We start from the raw sequence: 18,440 nt of genomic DNA, 5'->3' as shown, positions 1-18,440 counted from the left end.
GTTATCGTGAGTCTACAAATCGGGGTTTTTCGAAGGGCTTTGCGCTTTATACAATACCATTTTTTGACTCATCAAGACTTTACCATTTGGCAAGGTCACTTCCCCAAGTTCCCCCTGATGTTCAAATCCAAACCGTTCATATAAAGCAATCGCTGGTGTGTTGGTTGTGTATACGTAGAGTGCGATTTGGTCGTAACCAAATTCCCAACCACGTGCGATCGCGACTGCCAATAGTTTCCGCCCCAATCCTTTGCCTCGGTAGTTTTTGTCGATGTGAATACCAAGAATACCGACGCGAAGGCGTTGCCCTCTTTCGTAACCGCACATCTCAGCTGGGTAGATTTCAACACTACCGATAAGTTTTTGGCGGTCAAACGCGACAAACTGAGGGATGGACTCGTTTTCCACACGTTGCAGGATTCTGCGAAGCGTTGCGTTATCGGGTGCAGGAGAAATCAAAAATTCCCCTTCGGAGTACACTCGATTCCACAGCGCGGTGAAGCGCGCGATATCGCTCACCTTGATGGATCTGATTTGCATTCATCTTCCTTGATTAGTGCAGGTTAGTAACGGTTAGGGGATAAGCTCAGATAAACAACGAATTTGGTTAGGAATGGCTTCGGCTGGTGCATCAGCGCCCGTTGGGTTAAACCAAATTGTGTTTACGCCCGCTTTCATCGCAGGGTAAATATCTTTGTGAGGTAAATCGCCAACCATGGTTATTCCACTCACGTTAACCCCTAACTGTTTTGCGATGGCGAGATAAAACTCAGGTTGGTTTTTAGCGATACCGAGGTTGGCAAAACAAAAATAGCCATTTAAGTATTGGTCTAAGTCGACGCGAACAAATGCACGCTGAACCTCTTCCATGTTGGAATCAGATGCACTGGTCGCAATGTAGATGGGATGATTTTGGGAAAGTATTGCCAGTGTTTCTCTGGCTTGAGGAACTGCTTCTACGTGTTCCCAATCGCACATTTTTCCTTGTGCGTGAGGGAAATCTACCATCAAGGTGTTCCCCCAATCGAAAAGATAAATCATGTTCGAATCTCCTTATCCGCACATCATATCGTCTTTTTCTAAAATCAGGGGGGTAAATTGCATCGATAAATGCGATTTAGGTGGGTTTAGTCGTGAAAAGCGCTTAATTGTCGTTATCGTTACAAATGTTTCAGCATAATGCGTGAGTTAGTTTTAAAACCTTGATTATCGTAAAAGCGCTGTGCTGGCTGATTGAATTCCATCACTTCCAATCGAACTTGTGTGGCATTGGCATCGCGCGCCCATTGCTCACAGGCTTGGAGCAGTTGGCGGCCGATTCCTTGCTGCTTTTGCGCTTCATCGACAACAATTGTTCCCACGCGACAAATTGGGTCTTTGATCAGAAAACTGACGGTGTCGTTTTGGGTGATCATCGCGGTTAAGAAGCCGAGAATTTGCTGTTCGCGTTCGGCAATCAAAAAGAGTCGCTCTTTGTTCTCTAGTGCTTGTGCAAGAAATTCTCGATCAGCTTCTGATGGCGCAACAAAGGCTTCTGGCGCATTCGCAAAATGCAGTGAATTAATTTGAAAATTAAGCTGAAAAATTCCGTCTAAATCATCGGGAATCGCTTGTCGGATATGGACTTGCATTCTATCTGCCCCCTGCAATATCGATAAATGATCCTGTGACATAAGAGGCTTCGTCATTTAATAGCCAAGCGATCGCATTTGCTACTTCTTCTACCGTGCCACCGCGTTTAAGAGGAATTTGAGGGCTGAGTCTATCTACTCGGTTTGGTTCTCCGCCGTCGGCATGCATATCAGTGTAAATGAAACCAGGTCGAACGCCATTGACGCGAATATTGCGCTCTGCCAACTCTAGCGAGAGCCCTTTAGTTAAGGTATCCATCGCGCCTTTTGATGTGGCGTAATCGACATACTCAAATGGCGCGCCTGAGCGCGACGCTCCAGAGGAGACATTCACAATTGCACCGCCTGCACTGAATCGCCTCGCCGCTTCTCGACAGCAGAGAAAACAGCTATTCACATTGGTGTTCATTACTTTCTGAAAGCGTTCCAAGCTGATTTCTGACAAAGGCGATTGAGTAAATAGGATGCCAACGTTGTTGACCAAGTGCGTCACTGCACCAAATTCACGTTCTGTTTCATCAAACAAGGAGAGCACTTGCTTCTCATCGGCTACGTCTGCGGCGATGGCAATCGCTTTGCCACCGTTTGCTTGTATTTCTGCCACAACTTGGTCGGCGGCCTCTTGCTGAGTGCGGTAATTAACGCAAACGCGATAGCCTTGCTCGGCCAGCTTTTTCGCCGCTGCGGCTCCAATGCCTCGGCTTGCGCCGGTAATGATGACTACTTTATTCAAAATACGTCCTTATTTTTGTAGTGAGTAGATTTTATCGGCGTAGGGTTTGCCACCAATTTGGTATGCGTCTGGAATGACCTCAATGAGTTCGAAACCACATTTTATCAGGACACGTTCTGACGCAATATTGCCTTCAGTGACCGTCGCGGAAAAGTGGTTGATGTTATGTGTCGAGGTTGCCCAGTATAGAAGCGCTTGAAGAGTTTCTGTTCCAAACTGTTGGCCATGAAATTCCGGCAAAAGTAAGTAACCTACTTCTGCCTTACCGTTTTCAATAGCAAAGCCAGTGATGCCGATGGGTTGTTCAGATTGCTTATCGAGTATTACAAGGCAAAGCCAATGCTGGCAATTTGGGGTCCATGGTAATAATCGCGAAGCAAATTTTTCTCTTATTTCTGTTTCGCTGGGACGATCGAAACAGAGCGCAATAACCTCTTGTTCGGAGAGTAATCGTTGAAAGAGTTCCCAGTCACTGGCTTTGATGGGTCTTAATTGGCTTCTGTGCGTCTCGATATAAACTGACATGCGTGTCCTTACTGCATCAATGTGGAGATTCAGTCTCTCATCCTCTTATCTGTTTAATCAAATAGTTGCATTCATAAAAGTGATTTATGTGGTGAATAGTTGGCTGGGTAATGGATTATTGCCATATATTCATCTTTGAGATGCAAATAACAAAATTTCATACTTGAGGCATACAGAGCAACACGGAAATGATGTGGATCAAGAGAGGGCTACCCATAAAGTAGTAATTTGCGACCTATAATTACATTTTATTTGGAAGTGTTGCTAATTATGTCAATAAAAAACGATATGTTGCACTGCTGGTTGCTGCCGGCATTGGTGTGGGCTGGTTAACTTTGGGGGGGAGTGCGGCAGTAATGCATTACACCTCAGATACTGAATTTTGTCTCTCGTGCCACTCTATGGAAACCCTTTACAAAGAGTACCAAGGCTCAGTGCACTTCAGTAATGCGAAAGGCATTCGCGCGGAATGTTCTGACTGTCATATTCCTCAAGAACCAATGGATTACCTGATCACCAAAATTCGTGCGTCGAAAGACATTTACCACGAATTTGTGACAGGCAAGATCGACACGCCAGAGAAATACGAAGCACATCGTAAAGATATGGCTGAAACGGTATGGGCTCAGTTCCGTGAAAACGATTCAGCGACGTGTCGTTCGTGTCATGATTTCGATGCAATGGAAGAGTTTGAGCAATCACGTGATGCGGCGAAGATGCACGCTTACGCGAAAGCAAACGATCAAACGTGTATCGATTGTCATAAAGGTGTGGCGCACTTTGCACCAGAAGCAGAGCTAGACAGCAAGGCATTTGAAACGTTGATGAGCTTCACCACAAAAACATCACCTGGTGCCAAAGTCGTTTACCCTGTGACTGAAATCGCAATGGGTGAGATGGGTAAAATTAACCCAACGACGAAGTTGGAAGTAATCAGCTCTGAAGGCGACAACCGCACTGTTAAGTTGAACGCATTCCAAATGAAAGGCGCAGAGCAAGTGCTTTACATGGGAGAAGGTCAACGTGCCATCGTAGCAACGCTAACAGAGCAAGGCCAACAAGCGCTTGAAACTGGTGAATTTGAGGCAGATGTTTACGGCAACGAATGGCGCGCGGTTTCTTTAACTGGCGCTATTGATTCTCCAGTTGTTGACACGCTTGAACCAGTATGGTCATACGCAGAAGAGTTGGACAACGTTTACTGTGCAACTTGTCACGCGAAAATTCCTTCAAATCACTTCACAGTGAATGCATGGGGACCGGTAGCGAAGAGTATGGGTGATCGAACTGATATTTCAGCCGAGAACCTAGAAATTCTAACCAAGTTCTTCCAGCACCATGCAAAAGATGTGGTTGGTCACTAACGATAAATAGAAGGATAAGATTATGACTAATATGACCCGTCGCGGATTTCTAAAAGGCACTGGTATGGCGGCTGGTGCAATGGCATTCACTTCATTTGCACCTATGTCTGTTGCGTCTTCAAACCAGCGTGGCAAGGGCATTTTGACAGCGGGCCGTATGGGCCCAATGCTGTGTGAAGTGCAAGACGGTAAGCTGGTTTCAACCACGAACGCATTGCCACAAACGGTACCAAACAGCCTACAAAGCACCGGTCCTGACCAAGTGCACACTAAAGCGCGTGTCAAGTACCCAATGGTTCGCAAAGGTTACTTGGCAAACCCATCAGCTCCCGAAGGAGTTCGTGGCAGCGATGAATTTGTACGGGTGTCTTGGGATGAAGCTTACAAGTTGATACACGAGCAGCACATGCGCATTCGTAAAGAATATGGCCCGGCTTCTGTGTTTGCTGGTTCTTACGGCTGGCGTTCAAGTGGCGTGCTGCACAAAGCACAAACCTTGCTGCAACGTTACATGAGCATGGCGGGTGGCTATTCAGGCCACTTGGGTGACTACTCAACGGGTGCTGCGCAGGTCATCATGCCGCACGTTGTGGGCTCTATCGAAGTGTACGAGCAACAAACCACGTACCCAGTGGTACTAGAGCACAGCGATGTGGTTGTGCTTTGGGGCTTAAACCCAATTAACACTCTAAAAATCGCGTGGAGCTCAACAGACTGTGCTGGTCTTGAGTTCTTCCATCAGTTGAAAAAATCAGGCAAGACGGTTATCGCTATTGACCCTATTCGTTCTGAAACCATCGAGTTCTTTGGTGAGAATGCGGAGTGGATTGCTCCTCACCCAATGACCGACGTGGCAATGATGATGGGTATCGCACACACCTTAGTGAAACAAGGTAAGCACGATAAAGCCTTCCTCGATAAATACACCGCAGGTTACGACAAGTTTGAAGCGTACCTGATGGGCGAAGAAGACGGCGTAGAAAAATCAGCAGAATGGGCATCACAAATCTGTGGCGTACCTGCGAAGCAACTTGAGCTACTGGCTGACATCTTCAGTAAAAACCGCACCATGCTGATGGCGGGTTGGGGCATGCAGCGCCAACAATACGGTGAGCAGCGTCACTGGATGCTGGTTACACTGGCAACGATGTTGGGTCAAATCGGTTTACCGGGCGGTGGTTTTGGTTTCTCTTACCACTACTCAAACGGTGGTAACCCTGCTCGTGATGCTGGCGTACTTCCTGCGATTTCGGCATCGCTGGGTGGCGGCTCTTCTGCGGGGAACGACTGGGCGGTGTCTGGCGCGGTGCAAAGCTTCCCTGTGGCGCGTATTGTCGAGGCGTTGGAAAACCCAGGTCAATCCTACCATCATAACGGTCATGAACTGACGTTCCCGGACATCAAGATGATTTGGTGGGCAGGTGGTGCGAACTTTACTCACCACCAAGACACCAACCGTCTGATCAAAGCGTGGCAAAAGCCTGAGCTGATCGTGATTTCAGAGCCTTACTGGACGGCGGCTGCGAAGCACGCGGACATTGTTCTGCCAATCACCACATCGTTCGAGCGTAACGACTTAACGATGACGGGTGACTACAGTAACCAACACTTGGTGCCAATGAAGCAAGTGGTTGAGCCGCAAGGTGAAGCGCGTAATGACTTCGATGTATTCGCGGACATGGCAGAGATGCTAGCTCCGGGTGGCCGTGACGTATACACCGAAGGCAAAACCGAAATGGAATGGCTGTACGGCTTCTACAAGGCGGCGCAACAAGGTGGCCGTGGCTCTCGCGTAGCAATGCCGAACTTCAGCAAGTTCTGGGAAGATAACCAACTGATCGAGATGAAGTGGAACGAGAAGAACGCACAGTTTGTTCGTTACGCAGATTTCCGTGAAGACCCGATCATGAATCCACTCGGTACACCAAGTGGTAAGATCGAAATCTTCTCGAAAACCATTGAAGGCTATCAGTTGGAAGACTGTCCTCCACATCCAACGTGGATGGCACCAACCGAGTACACGGGTACTGCGAAAGATGGCGAGTTGCAGCTAATGACCGCGCACGCAGCGCATCGTCTACACAGCCAATTCAACTACGCGAAGATTCGCGAAGAGTACGCAATTGCAAACCGTGAACCTATTTGGATTCACCCTGAAGATGCGAAAGCGCGTGGTATTAAAACGGGCGATCTAGTTCGTGCGTTTAACAACCGTGGCCAAGTATTGGTTGGTGCAGAAGTGACTGACCGAATCAAGCAAGGTTCAGTGTGTATTCATGAAGGCGGTTGGCCGGATTTGGATCCTAAAACCGGCATTTGTAAGAACGGCGGTTGTAACGTGTTAACGTTGGATATTCCGACCTCTCGACTTGCAAACGGCTGTGCGGCGAACTCGGCACTGGTTCGTATTGAAAAATACACTGGCCCAGAATTAGAACTAACAGCGTTTGAACCACCAAGAAATGGCTAGAAAAAAGTAGCGATTGAAAGCAAGAAGCCAGCGAATCGCTGGCTTCTTTTTATCTAGTCATCGTTCACATTAGCGCGAAGCGAGAGAAACAAACGGCATCTATTTCTTAATCTGAAATGTCGGGAGTAAAGTAAATACAATCGCGACAAACAAGACCGAGCCTATTAAATCTTCAGGGCGATGCATGCCCAGCCATAAGCGGCTATATGCGACGCTCATTCCCCACATCCACAATGACAGTGCAGAGATATAGCACTTGTTCTGTAAGAACAAACCACCAAAGAAAGCCAAACAAATCGAAACGAAAATCGTATGGCCGGATGGGAAAGAATAGTCTTTCTCGCCTTGCCAATGGCGCGTTCGCCAATCACTGACGTGTTCAGAAATCTGGTTAATTACGTTGGCTTGCTGCTTTGTATCCAACTGATAAAACGCTTCTGGGTGCTCAATCAATTGCTCTGCAGCAAGCAGTTCGGCGTAGGGACGCGGGCTTTCTGTCATCAGTTTTAGCCCCGTTTTGCTGGCAAAACCAATCACCAGTAACAACCCTAACATTGAGAGTTTTTGTATCCACTCAATGCGACTTGGTTTAAAGCGAAATAAAGAAAGCAGTAGCAGTGTTAACGTAATTAAAAAACCTTTGCTACCAGCAGAATCTGTGAGCAAAGTAAAAGTAATACCCAGACTTTCAGGCACCTGTGAAGTGAGATTGTGATAAGAGCCAAACAGCGACATTGGGATGATGCCAAGAACAAACAAGGCGAGCATCATCAATCCATATTTTTTGGTTTTCATTGAGAGCGTTTTGTTTTTATTGAGGGTTATTCAACCACGTGAAAATAATGGGCTTATCTTACGTTATCTGGCGTGAAAAACTTATCAACGCTCTGTCAATTTGACGAGAGAATGAAGGTTGAGTGATGAATTGATGACACTTATCCGGAGGGTAAAGGCGCTCATCCTTAAGCGCTGGGGTCTTAATCCATCAGAGAAAGTAAGTATTCTGCTGCTTTGGTTGGGTTTTCTGCATGACAAATGGCAGAAACCAAAGCCAAACCATGTACACCTGTCGCACTCAGGGCAGGAATGTTGGTTTCGTTAATGCCGCCAATGGCAACAATCGGCAGTGAAGTCGTCTCTAACGCCATTTTCAAACCATCAATACCCCAATGTTTTTTGGTGTTGGTTTTGGTTGGCGTCGCGAAGATTGCGCTCAAACCGATGTAATCAATTGGAAGAGAATCCGCTTGTGCAAGCTGCTCTTCATTTTCGATGGATAAGCCGAGGATTTTGTTTGGTCCAATCAACTCACGAGCGATATTTGCTGGCATGTCTGATTGCCCGAGGTGAACCCCATCAGCATCGACAGCCAGTGCGACATCAACGCGGTCATTGATGATCAAGGGCACATCGGTATCTTTAAGGATGTCTTTGACGGCTTGAGCACGTTCGATAAACGCACGCACATCGCCGTGTTTTTCGCGGACTTGTACCATGGTCACGCCACCTTCCACGGCTTTTCTCACGACACGTTTTAGTGTGGCTAAATCTTGTTGGTCGTCGGTGACCAAATACAAACGATAGGCGTTCATTGTGTTTCCTTTCGCCTCCCACTTTCGTTGGAGTGAGAGGCGTTTAAAGCATTGAGAAGCGATTTATCTCACTTGTAATTTAAGGCGTGTTGCCAGTGTTTCTTCATCCAGTTGGTAAAGCTCATCCAAAAGATGCATTTGCAAGCTACCTGGCCCTCGCGCTTGCTCAGCCGCAATTTCACCCACAACGCCAAGCACCGCTGCCGCAGCAAGGCCCGTTTCGTCGCCGATTGCTGCGAAAGCGCCTGTTAGAGCCGTTAGTGTACAACCCATTCCGGTTACGTATGGCATCATCTCGTGACCGTTGTTTAGCTGCACGGTTTGCCCTTTCGTGACGATGTAATCAGTCTCGCCAGAAATCACTACGCTCGCGCCGTACTCTAAGACTAAGAAGTTCGCTGCGCCAAGTGCTGCGTCGCTGCTGTCTAACGCATCGACGCCTTTGCTTTGTGCTTGCTCGCCAGCGAGTGCAATGATTTCTGAGGCGTTACCACGAATGATCAGCTTGTTTGCAAGGCGTGCGATCTCACGTGATGTCTCGGTACGTAGTGAGCTTGCTCCGCAACCGACAGGGTCGAGTACAACGATTTTACCATTGGAATTGGCTTGCTCTACGGCATAGCTCATGCGCGGTGTCCAAACGCTGTCTAGGGTACCGATGTTGATAACCAGTGCGCCAGCGAACGACATCATCTCTGCCATCTCTTGTTTGGAGTGCGCCATGATTGGAGAAGCGCCGATCGCTAATAGTGCGTTTGCTGTGTTATTCATCACCACGTAGTTAGTGATGTTGACGACTAACGGCTTTTGCTGGCGTACTGCGGTTAATGCTTGGGTGATTTGTTCAATTAACATGAGACTCTCCGATTAATCTTGCTGAGCGTTTAGACCTTGTTGCCAGAATGCCACTTCCATACGCGTTGCAGTTTTGAATACCTGAATCAGGTTTTGACCACGCTGACTATTGATATCGATTTCCGCCAATAACTGATTAAAGTGTTCTGCACCTTTTGCGACACCAGATTGGAATTCCTCACCACCGTAGAGGTTGATCCAACTTGCGTATGGGTTACCTTCGAGCACAGTGCTTTCGTCTTCAATCAGCATCTTACCGATTACGGCATAACCGATAGAGCATGGTGCTAGTGCCGCGTATAGATCAACAAGATCGCCCGTCATGCCAGCATCTAATACGTAACGGGTGTAAGCCACAGTGCCGAAATCTTCTGGCTCGTTTTCTAAGTCGGATTCTGTCAGTCCCCATTGCTCACAGTAAGTCACGTGGTGGGCGATTTCAGAATCGAGCAATGCGTGTACGCTTGGTAGGGCACGGCGCATGTCATCCAAAGTACGTGCTTTGTAGATCGCTAATGCGTAAGCTCGTGCGTACTGCTTTAGGAAAAGAAAATCCTGCTTTAGGTAATGCAGAAAACAAGGCTGAGCCAGAGTGCCTTGCGCCAATTGCTGCACGAAAGCATGCTCAGTGTATTCTTGCCAATCTTGGCGGCAAGCGTCGATCAAATCTTGGTATTTCATTATGAGTATCTCGTTATCAAAAGACCCTAGGCTTAGATCCTAAGGTCAGTAGAATTAGTCAAAGCTCGGTACGTAATCTTTCGCTTTTGGCAGTGTTTCGATGATGTTTTGTGAATACATGAACTGCGCATAATCATCGTAGCGTTTCAGATCTACTGCGGATGGACGAAGAGCGAAACGAGTTAGCGTGTCGTTCCAAGCGCGTTGGTTAAGCTCGTTGTTGAGCGTGTCTGGTGAATAAGCCACGAACTCTTTCCACGACTCTTTTGGATGGTTAACGATGTAAGTGGTCGCTTGCTCTAGTGCTTTGTTGAATGCCTTGATGGCTTCTTTGTCGTAGTTTTTTGCATTGGCTACGAAGACTAACTCGTCATACGCTGGCACGCCGTGTTCTTCAGGGAAGAAGGCCTTAGCTTTATAACCTTCTAGTGCCAGTTGGTTGGTTTCGAAGTTACGTAGACCGCCCCAAATCGCATCCACCTTGCCAGACGCAAGAGACGAAGACAGCGCCCAACCTACGTTGATGATTTGTACGTCAGAAAACTTCACGTTTTCTTGCGCTAGCATGGTGCCGATTGTCGCTTCTTCGTTGCCTGCGATCGCAATACCGATCTTCTTGCCTTTCAAGTCGCCAAGGTTTTCATTCTTACCGTTATCCAGCACCATCAACGTGTTGAGTGGCGTAGCAATCAAAGTCGCAGAGCGGATTAGTGGCAAACCCGCCGCGACATCGATAGTTAGGCTTGGTTGGTAAGAAATCGCCATGTCGACTTTACCCGCCGCGACCAACTTAGGTGGCGTGCTTGGATCTGCCGGCTCTTGAATGTTGACCTTCAAACCTTGTTCTTTGAAGTAACCACGCTCTTTGGCAATCACGATAGGACCATGATTTGGGTTGACGAACCAATCCAACATCAGTGTCATCTCTTTTTCTGCTGCAAGCACATTGGTTGATACCACTGAAGCGAGTAGAGCAGCAGCGCTCATAAGTTTGTTTTTATTCACGGGGTTCTTCCTTTTCTTTCCCAATTTTCTTTGGTTATTTTCTGTAATTATTTGCTTTCCCAAGGGATGGCTTTTTTCAATAATTTATCGGTGATGAAGTAGAGTGAGATAGACAGCACGGCTAGGATAAACAGCGCCGCAAACATCTCATCAATGATCATGCGAGCATTAGCTTGGAGCATCAGATAACCCAAGCCTTCACTTGAACCTACCCACTCACCGACCACTGCTCCAATCGGCGCAATAACGACGGCAACACGAATGCCTGAGGCTAAAGTTGGTAGGGCGGCTGGCAATTGAATATGACGAAGTAACTGCCATTTAGACGCGCCCATGGTCTTGGCAAGGTCGAGGTAACCTGTTGGTGTATTACGTAAGCCGTCGTAGCAACATGTGGTGACGGGGAAAAAGATGATGATCGCCGCCATGACGACTTTCGATGCAATGCCGTAACCCAGCCAAAGCATGAGTACTGGCGCGATGGCGAACACAGGGATCGCTTGGCTAGCAATCAGAATGGGCAGTAACCAACGCTTCAGCGGTTCGAACATCAGCATTTGCAATGCGAACAGCAAACCCATTGATAATCCAAGCGCCAAACCAAGTAAAATCTCTTGCGCGGTAACCCAAGTATGTTTGAGCAAGACATCGTAACGAGTGACCAATCTATCCAGCACTTCAATTGGTGAAGGTAAGATGAAGCTTGGCATGTCGAATACCACAACAACCAACTGCCACAATCCCAAGATCACCGCTGTGCTAATGACCAAGCGCAGAGCCGGATGGGTCACGCGTTCTTTTTTACTAATGCGTGCCGAAACGGAGTTGTACTGAGTCATATCACTCATAGTCTTTCTCCAGTTGATCCAAAATCGCTTGTTGTAACGCCGCGCACTCTCCATCGAGAACTCGGGGCGGCTTGGAGTCTGGAACGACCAAGTGCTGAGCTTGCGCAGGTGTGCCTTGCAACACATAGAGTTGGTGAGCTAATCGCACCGCTTCTTGTGGGTCGTGGGTAATCAGAACAACCGTCTTATCTTTCAGCAATTCGGCAGACAAGGTTTGCAACTTATGACGAGTAACCGCGTCCAGTGCAGAGAAAGGCTCATCCATCAGAACTAGAGGCTTGTCTTGCATCAGAGTGCGAGCAAGGGCAACACGTTGTCTCATGCCGCCAGAGAGCTGAGCTGGCTTAGCATCCGCGTAATCGGCGAGTCCCACTTGGCTTAGTAAAGTCAGTGCACGTTGTCTATTTTGCTCTGGTGATTGGTCTTGAGAAAATCGAGAACTGAGGCAGACGTTGTCTAACACATTTAACCACGGCAGTAACAAGTCTTGCTGCGCCATGTAGGCAATACGCTTGTGTAAGGTGATGCCATCCGTGGTCGTTAACTCGCCATGCCATTCAACTTTGTCGTCTAACAAACCCGCTAGATAACGAAGGATCGTCGTTTTTCCGCAACCACTGCGACCAAGTAACACCGTCCATTGATTGGCAGGGATGGTCATACTCAACCCAGCTAATGTTGGTGTTTGGCTGTCTTTGTATTGCAGACTTGCTTCGGTAAGCTGAATGCCGAGTGCATTAGCGCACATGCGTGTGACCTGCAAAAAAATGGTTCACAGGACCATGACCTTTACCGACATCCAATTCGTCAGCGTGTGCGATAGCTTGGCTGATGTACTGCTTACCAAGGTGCACCGCTTTGTGCAGGTTGTTGCCTTGACCAAGGTAAGACGCGATAGCAGAAGACAGTGTGCAGCCTGTGCCATGGGTGTTTTTGGTTGGAAAGCGTTTAGCGCTAATTAACTCGGCATTGTCTTGCATGATCAGCAGATCGTTGCTGTTTTTGTCTTTTTCCAGATGACCGCCTTTTAACAGCACCGCTTTTGCCCCTAATGCGCGCAAGTCAGCAATCATATCGTTCATTTCAGATTCTGATTGAGGCATTGGCTTACCCGTCAATGCTGCGCCTTCGGGTAGGTTAGGGGTAATGATGTCTGCGAGCGGAATCAATTCTTCTTTTAAAGTGCTGATTGCCGACTGTTCCAGTAATAGATCGCCGCTGGTGGCCACCATCACAGGGTCAATCACGAGGTGTTTTGGCTGGTATTGTTTAATTTTGTCTGCAACGACTTTGATGATGTTGGAATCTGCCAGCATGCCCACTTTGACTGCAACGATGTTGAGGTCGGTAAATACTGCATCAAGTTGGCTCTCTACATGGTCGAGAGGAATGGGGAAAATCGCAGAAACGCCTTGGGTATTTTGCGAAGTAATCGCCGTGATTACCGAGCAAGCAAAACTGCCGGTTGCGGACATCGCTTTGATGTCGGCTTGAATACCTGCACCGCCACCACTGTCTGAGCCCGCGATGGTCAATACGATAGGGGTAGGCAAGGCTGGCGTGTGATGTGAATGAGGTTGTGATTGCTGCGTCATGGTCGCTCCTACTACAAGACGTATAGGAACTGACTTTGACCGTTGCAGATAGATCGATTTTTCGATCGCTATCGCTTACCTAAGAGGGGCGACGAAAGGCAAAGTGTGCATAGTTCCCTACGTCAGTGCTAACTGAATCAGGTTCAACGGGTCTCGAATTTCGATCTCAGCCAACACTTGTCGTGTGGCCCCCCGACTATTTCGTTCGGATGATAGCAGGACCATTGCGGAAGGGATACGTTTTTTGAGCGTAATTATAATGAGTATTCAATTATGCGAGGTGAGTGATAAAGTAAGCACCTAAATGGTTTGCTGGGTGGAATTTACTAGTGCAACGCTCTGGTGAATGAGCAGAACCTGGAATATTTAATAAATAATCGTGGTCTCGTTAAGCAAGGATTAGCACAAAACAAGGTTAAAAAACTGTTAAAATTTAACGTGTTGCCAATTTAACTTTGTTGAACTTTTTCACAGTTAATTAGGAAGGCTAAGACGATCATCGAGCAAGGAGACTTCATGCTTAATTCTGTAACAGCGAAGTCAGTGATCGATCATGCGCTCTTTTTGGGGGCTGATTTCGCTGAACTATTCGTTGAACATCACCAAACCAACACTGTCCAGATCGCATCTGGTGAAGTGGATAAGGTTAACTCGGGTATCGATTTTGGTATCGGTATTCGTCTTTTTTTCGGTCATAAGGTGCTTTACGGTTACACCAACAGCACAGATGAAGCCGAACTAAAGCGCGTAACCTCGCTGCTTGCTGCAAAAGACAAGCGTGAGCAAATCGCGTCAGCGGGTTCTTTGAATTTGAACCGCTACCCAATCCAACATGGTTGCCGCATGCCGCTAGGTAAGGATGCTAACCTAGATTCAAAAATCGCGTTTCTATTGAAAGTTGACCAAGCCGCACGTGCTGAGAGTGAACATATCAGCCAGTTTATTGGCAGCGTTCTTCAGCGCGAGCAACAAGTGTCTATCTTCAACTCAGAAGGTCTACACGTTGACGATACTCGCCACTACATTCGTGTTGCTGGTAACACTGTCGCGCAAAAAGGTAATGAGCAGTCTTCTGGTATGGAAGGTCCTGGCGCTCTTGCTGGTTGGGAATTCAGTGAACAGCTTGATGCCAAAGAGCTAGGTCAAACTATCGCGCAGCAAGCGTTAGTAAAACTTGGCGCGGATGCTTGTCCATCGGGTGAAATGCCGGTGGTGATTGGTAACGGCTTTGGCGGCGTTATCTTCCATGAAGCATGTGGTCACTTGCTAGAAACCACTTCAGTTGCGAAGAAAGCATCAGTCTTCCACGACAAGATGGGCGAAATGGTTGCTCACACCGCAGTGAATGCAGTCGATGATGGCACCATGACCAACGAATGGGGCTCGATTCACATTGATGATGAAGGTATGAAGACTCAGCGCACTCAACTGATCAAAGACGGTAAGCTAACCAGCTTCATGGTCGATAAAATGGGTGGCATGAAGACAGGTTATGAGCCTACGGGTTCTGGTCGTCGTCAAAACTACAAGTTCGCACCAACCTCGCGCATGCGTAACACCTTTATCGAAGAGGGCGAGCATTCACTTAATGACATGCTGGCAGGCATCGAACGTGGTATCTATGCGAAGAAGATGGGCGGTGGCTCTGTTCAACCGGGTACGGGGGAGTTTAACTTTGCTGTTCGTGAAGCCTACCTCATTGAAAATGGCAAAATCACCAAGCCTCTGAAAACAGCAACGCTGATCAGCACGGGTCCAAAAGTGTTGAAAGAAATCAGCATGGTCGGCAAAGACATGGCGCTTGCGCCGGGCATGTGTGGTTCCGTGAGTGGTTCAGTACCAACAACTGTCGGTCAGCCAACGCTGAAAGTAGATAACATTCTGGTAGGAGGCGGTAACTAATGAGCCAAGAACAACAACTTCTTAATGCGGTTGATTACGTCCTATCAGAAGCAAAACGCCAAGGTGCAGAAGCGGACGTCATTGTAAACCGTAACAGTAGCTTTTCTTTGAAAGCGAACCAAGGAAAGCTGGATGAGTACAAAGTAAGCTCAAGCCAAGTTCTGGGTGTTCGTGTTGTGAAAGATGCGCGTGTTGCAACAAGCTATTCTGAGTCGTTAGAGCAACCAAGCTTGGATTTGATGCTGACCAACGCACTGCAAAGCGCTCGCTTTTCCAAGCAAGATGAACATCAGACGATTAGTTGCGTGAACAGTCAAATCGCGACTGATGTTGCTGAGATTGCGCAAGAAGATACAACTTCTGTTGACGAAAAAATCGAACTGTCTCTCGCTCTTGAGCAAGGCGTAGTGGCTCTGCCTCACGCCTCTAGCGCACCTTACAATGGTTACAGCGATGGCGAAACACAACTGATCATTGCCAATACTCAAGGCACATTGTGTCAACACTTCGAGCGCTCGTTCACTTGTTACGCGTATACCTTGTTTGAAAAAGACGGCAAACAGTCAATGGCGGGTAGAATGTCACTGGGTCGCCGTTTTGATGAGTTGAATCCAGCTTACTGTATCGAGGGTGGCTACAACCTTGCTCGCGATCTTCTTGAAGGCGCACCGGTTGCGACGGGTAACTACCCTGCTATCTTCCACATCAATGCGCTAGCAAGTTTATTCGGTGCTTTCGGCAGTGCTTTCTCTGGCGTAAGCGCGATGAAAGGCATTACGCCACTGGGTGACAAGCTTGGTCAACGTGTTGCGAGTGATTTAATTACCTTTACTGATACGGCTTACATGCCAAATGGTATGGCAATCGCGAGTTTTGATAGTGAAGGCTTCGCTACTCAAGATAATGTCATGATTGCTAATGGTGAGTTGAAAACCTTGCTACACAACAGCCAGACCGCAAGTTACTTGGGCGCAGTCTCGACAGCAAGTGCCGCTCGCGGTGCAAAATCGAGCCTAGACGTATCAGCGAATCACAAAGTGATTGCGACAGGCAACAGCAGTGCGTCAGAAGTAAAAGCGGGTGAGTACCTAGAGTTAGTCGAGCTTCAAGGTGTCCATTCTGGTGCGGATGCAGTGAGTGGTGATTTCTCATTTGGTGCGAGTGGCTTCTTGTGCTGTGATGGAGAGCGCGTTCAACCAGTTCGTGGGATCACGGTAGCGGGTAACTTCTACAAGATGCTGCAAGAAGTTGAGGCAGTGGGTGATACTCAGTTAATTAACGATAGCCGAACTTTCTTCTCGCCAGACGTTCGTTTTGCTCGTTTGAGCATTGGTGGTAAGTAAACTTAGCATCCCTATAGAAACAAAAAAGAGGACTCAATGGAGTCCTCTTTCATTACCTAGCAACGTGTGCGCGAATAACTAGAATTCGCGTATGTCCAACTCATTGTGGATCAATACCACACACTGAGAAGCGAAAAGCATCTTAGGACCTAAGCTGATCTTCTCTGTGCCAAGGCGCTTTAAGCTGTTAAAAGACTTTTTCGGCATCGGTATATGGTCAGTTAGCAAGAAACATGGATTTTCACCAATTTCTGCATCACGAACAAATTCGCCTTTCTTATCCAACATATATAGTTGGTGATCTTCTGCCAGCTCTTGTACTAGGCGTTCAAAGCTCACTGTACGAACGGTAATACCAGGTTCGACTTCACGAAGTTGCTCTTTACCCATACCAACCGAAGCATCCAAAGCGCGAGCCACTGCTGCAATCAAGGTTGACTCATGGAAGCCGCCAATGTTGGTGATGTCGTTGGAGCGAATAGTAATGGTGCGTGAGAAGTCTTTTGTGCTTTCCAAAACCAAGTGAACAACCACATCTTCACGGTGTGATTGAGCAACGAACATAGTGTTCATCATGGTATGAGCAAGAATCTCTGTATGCGCTTCATTACCAACACCTTCTAACAGTGCTTTGCTGGTGGTTGGCGCCGCGCGAGCTCGTAAAACAAAAGAGCGCATGAATTTAGCCTCTATATAGGAAGAGTGAATGCGCGGAAGTATATACCCAAGCAGGGAAGGGATGCGAGTTTAATAGCAAATGTGAACTTACTTACAAAGCTTCGATTGTCGTGCGGAGTGTGCTGGTTAAAATAGAGGTAACCTGTTAGGAGCGGTATATGGAAATCAAACAGATAAATAAAGACATTTATAAAAAGAAAGTAAACCTTGTGATTGGCGGTTTTGTTGCGTTGCTCGCCATCTCCTCTCTTGCCTTTAGTACCTTGTTGATTGTTTTGTTTGGCAACACTGAAGTCGTACCAGAACAATCAACGGGCAATTTCCATTGGAATTTGATTGGTGTCGTTCTCGCAGTTGCAACTTCCCTCTCTTTATTGAATCACATTAAAACTCGACCATACATGGAAGAAGTGCTGTACGTTTGGAAACTCAAGCAACTGCACAACAAAATCTTTCGTAAACTAAAAAGCATTAAAGCAGCCGCGAGCAATGACGATGTAAAAGCGCTCACTACGCTTAAGTTCTATTACACCACGCAACGCCAAGTGTTTGAGCTAGACAACAACACATTAACGATGAGCAGTGTAAATAAAGAACTAGAGGCTATCGAGCAAATCGAAGCGGCGCAATCACTGAGTCTCGATATCACAGGCTTTGAAGAGTCTTGGATAGACACATATTGATTGCCTATTTGCTACTTGAAGTTAACAACTGAGTGCTAAAAATAAGCGTTTGAGTGAGATTTAATCATTCGACGCTTTTTTTTGAATTTTTTTCTGAAAAGGGGTTGCTAAGAAAAATCATCTCCCTATAATGCGCCTCCGTTGTCAGGGCAAAGCGGAAACGCAAAAGCGGTTGGCAAGAAGGCGAAAGAAAACTTCTAAAAATTAATTTAAAAAAGTGTTTGACACTGAAAATTAATTCCTTAGAATACGCCTCCGCTTCGATAGCAAAGCTTACGAAGCAAGCTCTTTAACAATATAGACCTATCAATCTGTGTGGGCACTCGTTGATGATAATCCAATTAGATACCTCGGTATCAAATTAGGTTTCAATGAAACGAAGTGACCATTGAATCTTCGGATTCAGCACAGTCAATTCAAGCATTACTTTATGTAATGTTCAGTATTCATTGAGCCGAACAAAATCTTAAATTGAAGAGTTTGATCATGGCTCAGATTGAACGCTGGCGGCAGGCCTAACACATGCAAGTCGAGC

19 protein-coding genes, 1 rRNA gene and 1 riboswitch are annotated in these 18,440 nt (G+C 47.1%); of the genes, 6 read left to right on the top strand and 14 right to left on the bottom strand.

Annotated features, from left to right (window positions below; translation table 11 throughout):
- Positions 1-12 precede the first annotated feature (12 nt).
- From R8N49_RS08940 to R8N49_RS08920, 5 genes are all read right to left on the bottom strand, one after another.
- Positions 13-540 carry a GNAT family N-acetyltransferase gene (locus R8N49_RS08940; protein ID WP_005374314.1) on the bottom strand — a complete coding sequence of 176 codons (528 nt, stop codon included), beginning with the start codon at positions 538-540 and terminating at the stop codon, positions 13-15.
- A gap of 33 nt (positions 541-573) precedes the next feature.
- Positions 574-1,041, bottom strand: a complete 468-nt coding sequence (locus tag R8N49_RS08935; protein ID WP_005374312.1) for an HAD family hydrolase — start codon at positions 1,039-1,041, stop codon at positions 574-576.
- Between the two features lie 119 nt (positions 1,042-1,160).
- Complete coding sequence (locus R8N49_RS08930) at positions 1,161-1,631, bottom strand: GNAT family N-acetyltransferase (protein ID WP_005374310.1); 471 nt, start codon at positions 1,629-1,631, stop codon at positions 1,161-1,163.
- A 1-nt stretch (position 1,632) separates the two neighbouring features.
- Positions 1,633-2,364, bottom strand: a complete 732-nt coding sequence (locus R8N49_RS08925; protein ID WP_005374308.1) for a glucose 1-dehydrogenase — start codon at positions 2,362-2,364, stop codon at positions 1,633-1,635.
- A gap of 9 nt (positions 2,365-2,373) precedes the next feature.
- Positions 2,374-2,889 carry a GNAT family N-acetyltransferase gene (locus R8N49_RS08920; RefSeq protein WP_017634358.1) on the bottom strand — a complete coding sequence of 172 codons (516 nt, stop codon included), beginning with the start codon at positions 2,887-2,889 and terminating at the stop codon, positions 2,374-2,376.
- 245 nt (positions 2,890-3,134) lie between these two features.
- On the opposite strand from R8N49_RS08920, the gene R8N49_RS08915 reads away from it, so the two are divergent.
- Together R8N49_RS08915 and R8N49_RS08910 are read left to right on the top strand one after the other, a co-directional pair.
- A complete protein-coding gene (locus R8N49_RS08915) occupies positions 3,135-4,253 on the top strand; it encodes a NapC/NirT family cytochrome c (RefSeq protein ID WP_318189931.1) in 1,119 nt (372 codons plus the stop codon).
- A gap of 22 nt (positions 4,254-4,275) precedes the next feature.
- Entirely contained in the window at positions 4,276-6,723 is a 2,448-nt protein-coding gene (locus tag R8N49_RS08910) for a trimethylamine-N-oxide reductase 2 (RefSeq protein WP_167415783.1), read from the top strand.
- A gap of 99 nt (positions 6,724-6,822) precedes the next feature.
- Here the strand turns inward: R8N49_RS08910 and R8N49_RS08905 are convergent, their stop codons facing one another.
- From R8N49_RS08905 to thiD, 8 genes are all read right to left on the bottom strand, one after another.
- A complete protein-coding gene (locus tag R8N49_RS08905; protein ID WP_167415782.1) occupies positions 6,823-7,518 on the bottom strand; it encodes a phosphatase PAP2 family protein in 696 nt (231 codons plus the stop codon).
- A 182-nt stretch (positions 7,519-7,700) separates the two neighbouring features.
- Positions 7,701-8,315, bottom strand: a complete 615-nt coding sequence (gene thiE, locus R8N49_RS08900) for a thiamine phosphate synthase (protein WP_167415781.1) — start codon at positions 8,313-8,315, stop codon at positions 7,701-7,703.
- A gap of 63 nt (positions 8,316-8,378) precedes the next feature.
- On the bottom strand, positions 8,379-9,170 hold the full coding sequence (thiM, locus tag R8N49_RS08895) for a hydroxyethylthiazole kinase (RefSeq protein WP_186585541.1): 792 nt from the start codon (positions 9,168-9,170) through the stop codon (positions 8,379-8,381).
- A 12-nt stretch (positions 9,171-9,182) separates the two neighbouring features.
- The gene (gene tenA / locus R8N49_RS08890) at positions 9,183-9,851 is read right to left on the bottom strand and encodes a thiaminase II (protein WP_053304011.1); all 669 of its coding nucleotides are present in this window, start codon (positions 9,849-9,851) and stop codon (positions 9,183-9,185) included.
- 54 nt (positions 9,852-9,905) lie between these two features.
- A complete protein-coding gene (locus tag R8N49_RS08885; protein ID WP_005374293.1) occupies positions 9,906-10,856 on the bottom strand; it encodes an ABC transporter substrate-binding protein in 951 nt (316 codons plus the stop codon).
- Positions 10,857-10,903: 47 nt separating this feature from the next.
- On the bottom strand, positions 10,904-11,704 hold the full coding sequence (locus R8N49_RS08880) for an ABC transporter permease (protein WP_009706843.1): 801 nt from the start codon (positions 11,702-11,704) through the stop codon (positions 10,904-10,906).
- Positions 11,697-12,452 carry an ABC transporter ATP-binding protein gene (locus tag R8N49_RS08875; protein WP_186585540.1) on the bottom strand — a complete coding sequence of 252 codons (756 nt, stop codon included), beginning with the start codon at positions 12,450-12,452 and terminating at the stop codon, positions 11,697-11,699. The genes R8N49_RS08880 and R8N49_RS08875 overlap by 8 nt, the downstream gene beginning before the upstream one ends.
- Positions 12,442-13,299: a bifunctional hydroxymethylpyrimidine kinase/phosphomethylpyrimidine kinase gene (thiD, locus tag R8N49_RS08870; protein WP_186585539.1), complete on the bottom strand. Its 858-nt coding sequence runs from the start codon at positions 13,297-13,299 to the stop codon at positions 12,442-12,444. The genes R8N49_RS08875 and thiD overlap by 11 nt, the downstream gene beginning before the upstream one ends.
- A 97-nt stretch (positions 13,300-13,396) precedes the next feature.
- Positions 13,397-13,504: riboswitch (TPP riboswitch) on the bottom strand.
- Between the two features lie 311 nt (positions 13,505-13,815).
- On the opposite strand from thiD, the gene R8N49_RS08865 reads away from it, so the two are divergent.
- The gene (locus R8N49_RS08865; protein ID WP_017820998.1) at positions 13,816-15,201 is read left to right on the top strand and encodes a TldD/PmbA family protein; all 1,386 of its coding nucleotides are present in this window, start codon (positions 13,816-13,818) and stop codon (positions 15,199-15,201) included.
- A complete protein-coding gene (locus R8N49_RS08860) occupies positions 15,201-16,544 on the top strand; it encodes a TldD/PmbA family protein (RefSeq protein WP_054575237.1) in 1,344 nt (447 codons plus the stop codon). The genes R8N49_RS08865 and R8N49_RS08860 overlap by 1 nt, the downstream gene beginning before the upstream one ends.
- 78 nt (positions 16,545-16,622) lie before the next feature.
- Here R8N49_RS08860 and trmY read toward each other — a convergent pair whose 3' ends face one another.
- Entirely contained in the window at positions 16,623-17,222 is a 600-nt protein-coding gene (trmY, locus tag R8N49_RS08855) for a tRNA (pseudouridine(54)-N(1))-methyltransferase TrmY (RefSeq protein WP_017634347.1), read from the bottom strand.
- A gap of 158 nt (positions 17,223-17,380) precedes the next feature.
- On the opposite strand from trmY, the gene R8N49_RS08850 reads away from it, so the two are divergent.
- Positions 17,381-17,905 carry a DUF3087 domain-containing protein gene (locus R8N49_RS08850; protein ID WP_170893875.1) on the top strand — a complete coding sequence of 175 codons (525 nt, stop codon included), beginning with the start codon at positions 17,381-17,383 and terminating at the stop codon, positions 17,903-17,905.
- Positions 17,906-18,373: 468 nt separating this feature from the next.
- A 16S ribosomal RNA gene (locus R8N49_RS08845) occupies positions 18,374-18,440 on the top strand; the annotation flags it as partial.

It is taken from the genome of Vibrio sp. 1978 (assembly GCF_033344345.1).
The sequence above is the reverse complement of the archived record's forward strand: the minus strand, read 5'-3'. Positions and strand labels throughout refer to the sequence as shown.

Bases quoted from the DNA above. Each gene is read 5' to 3' on its own strand.
- R8N49_RS08940 (WP_005374314.1), bottom strand. From the start codon at position 540: ATGCAAATCAGATCCATCAAGGTGAGCGATATCGCGCGCTTCACCGCG.
- R8N49_RS08935 (WP_005374312.1), bottom strand. From the start codon at position 1,041: ATGATTTATCTTTTCGATTGGGGGAACACCTTGATGGTAGATTTCCCT.
- R8N49_RS08930 (WP_005374310.1), bottom strand. From the start codon at position 1,631: ATGCAAGTCCATATCCGACAAGCGATTCCCGATGATTTAGACGGAATT.
- R8N49_RS08920 (WP_017634358.1), bottom strand. From the start codon at position 2,889: ATGTCAGTTTATATCGAGACGCACAGAAGCCAATTAAGACCCATCAAA.
- R8N49_RS08910 (WP_167415783.1), top strand. From the start codon at position 4,276: ATGACTAATATGACCCGTCGCGGATTTCTAAAAGGCACTGGTATGGCG.
- R8N49_RS08905 (WP_167415782.1), bottom strand. From the start codon at position 7,518: ATGAAAACCAAAAAATATGGATTGATGATGCTCGCCTTGTTTGTTCTT.
- thiE (WP_167415781.1), bottom strand. From the start codon at position 8,315: ATGAACGCCTATCGTTTGTATTTGGTCACCGACGACCAACAAGATTTA.
- thiM (WP_186585541.1), bottom strand. From the start codon at position 9,170: ATGTTAATTGAACAAATCACCCAAGCATTAACCGCAGTACGCCAGCAA.
- tenA (WP_053304011.1), bottom strand. From the start codon at position 9,851: ATGAAATACCAAGATTTGATCGACGCTTGCCGCCAAGATTGGCAAGAA.
- R8N49_RS08880 (WP_009706843.1), bottom strand. From the start codon at position 11,704: ATGAGTGATATGACTCAGTACAACTCCGTTTCGGCACGCATTAGTAAA.
- R8N49_RS08875 (WP_186585540.1), bottom strand. From the start codon at position 12,452: ATGTGCGCTAATGCACTCGGCATTCAGCTTACCGAAGCAAGTCTGCAA.
- thiD (WP_186585539.1), bottom strand. From the start codon at position 13,299: ATGACGCAGCAATCACAACCTCATTCACATCACACGCCAGCCTTGCCT.
- R8N49_RS08865 (WP_017820998.1), top strand. From the start codon at position 13,816: ATGCTTAATTCTGTAACAGCGAAGTCAGTGATCGATCATGCGCTCTTT.
- R8N49_RS08860 (WP_054575237.1), top strand. From the start codon at position 15,201: ATGAGCCAAGAACAACAACTTCTTAATGCGGTTGATTACGTCCTATCA.
- trmY (WP_017634347.1), bottom strand. From the start codon at position 17,222: ATGCGCTCTTTTGTTTTACGAGCTCGCGCGGCGCCAACCACCAGCAAA.
- R8N49_RS08850 (WP_170893875.1), top strand. From the start codon at position 17,381: ATGGAAATCAAACAGATAAATAAAGACATTTATAAAAAGAAAGTAAAC.